Below are 1818 nucleotides of genomic sequence, written 5' to 3' on the forward strand. Positions count from 1 at the left end.
GCGCCGTCCGCCACGCCGCACCGCGCACGGCGGGCCCGCGCGCCGACGCCCTGCTCCCGGAGATCGACCGGGTGCGGGCACACCGCAACCCCACCAGCGTCACGGTGGCGGTCGACGGCGGGCAGGTGGTGCTACAGCAGATCCGGCTGCCCGGCTCCGGAGCGGTGCTGGTGGTCGGGCGGGACCGCGAGTTCTCCCCGGTCGACCGGCAGGTGATCGGCTCGGCGGTGTCGGTGCTGACGCTGCTGCACTCCCGGACGTCCGCGGTCGGACGGGCCGAGCGCAGGCTGCGCACCGCGTTGCTCCGGCTGATGGCCGACGGCCCGGCCGGCGAGGCGCGCGGGATCGCCGAGGAGCTGTGGGGTCCGCTGCCGGGCACCGCGGCACGGGTCGTGGTGCTGCGCAGGCGCTCCGGCTCGACCCGCGAGCTGCTCGACGTCCTGGAGTCGGTGGCGGCGCGCTCGGGCCCGTTGTACTTCGGTGCCCTCAACGACGTGGTGGTGGCCGTCGTCGGCGCCGGTGCCGAGGACCCGGTCACCGATCTGGCCGGTCAGCGCCCGGACGTCCGGGCCGGGGTGTCGGACCCGGTCGGCGACGACGTCGGCGCCGGGCTGCGCCAGGCCCGGCAGGCCCTGGACGCCGCGGTCCGCCAGGGTCGCAGGCTCGTCCGCTTCGGCGAGCTGGCCGGGCAGGGCTTGCACGACCTCGTCCCGCGCGCCGACGCGTCCGCGTTCGCCGAGGCCCTGCTGCGCCCGCTCGTCGCCCACGACGCGCGGGGCCGCGGTGACCTCGTCCGCTCACTGCGCGAGTGGCTGGCCCACCACGGGCAGTGGGACCCCGCGGCGACCCGGCTCGGCGTGCACCGGCACACCCTGCGGGCGCGGATGGACCGGGTCGCGACCCTGCTCGAGCGCGACCTCGACTCCCCCGGCGTGCGGGCCGAGCTCTGGTTCGCCCTGCAGGTCGGAGGCATCGCCGAATGACGCGACGTGGAGGCTCACCACATCACCGAGCACCACCCCCGAGGTCCCGAGGGGCCCCCTCGCTCACGATGGGGTCCCGAAGGGTCCGCTCGCGGCCGACGGGAAGGCCTGCGGAGCCACGGCCGCGAACCGGAGAACTAGTCTGACCGGGTGTCCGCCACCCGCCTGCTCGTCCTCGGCGTGGTGCGTGGCTACGGTCGGGCGCACGGCTACCTGATCGGCAACGACCTGCTGTCCTGGGAGGCCGACCGGTGGGCGAACGTCAAGTGGGGGTCGATCTACCACGCGCTGTCCGCGCTGACCCGCTCCGGCTCGCTGATCGACCACGTCGGCGTGCGTGGGCGAACCGAGTACGAGCTCACCGAACGCGGTGAGGCCGAGTTCGGGCGGCTGCTGCGCACGGCGCTGCGCGTCCCGGACCGGCACACCGACCAGCTCGGCGCGGCGATGGCGTTCCTGCCGTCGCTGCCCCGCGCGGAGGCGGTCGCCCTGCTGCGCGAGCGGCTCGCCACCTGCGAGGCGGCGCAGCGCTCCGCGCGCGAGCGGCGCGACGGCTGGGACTGGCCGCCGCACGTCCGTGAGCTGTTCGGGCTGTGGGCCGCCGACGCCGCCGGTGGCGCGGAGTGGGCGCGCGGGCTGATCGGGCGTCTCGAGGCGGGCGCGTACGCGATGGACGGCGAGCCGGGCTCCCCCGGGCCGCCGGGGAGCTGGCCGCGTCTGGTCGAGGGGCGCTCGGCCGAACCCGGCCCGGATCGGGAATAGGCTGGGACGGGGCCCGGTTCAAACTTGAGCCCCACACTCGAGACGCCGAGGTGCACATGAGCCGTTCCGGCCC

General features: G+C 76.3%; 2 protein-coding genes. Both read left to right on the forward strand.

All coding sequences use genetic code 11. From position 1 onward, the window contains the following. The coding region (locus I4I78_RS32215; RefSeq protein WP_218615285.1) for a CdaR family transcriptional regulator at nt 1-983 on the forward strand (983 nt) is incomplete at its 5' end. Between the two features lie 150 nt (nt 984-1133). Next, entirely contained in the window at nt 1134-1745 is a 612-nt protein-coding gene (locus I4I78_RS32220) for a PadR family transcriptional regulator (protein ID WP_218615286.1), read from the forward strand. Nucleotides 1746-1818: the final 73 nt, after the last annotated feature.

Source organism: Pseudonocardia sp. KRD291 (assembly GCF_019263595.1).
Taxonomy (GTDB): domain Bacteria; phylum Actinomycetota; class Actinomycetes; order Mycobacteriales; family Pseudonocardiaceae; genus Pseudonocardia.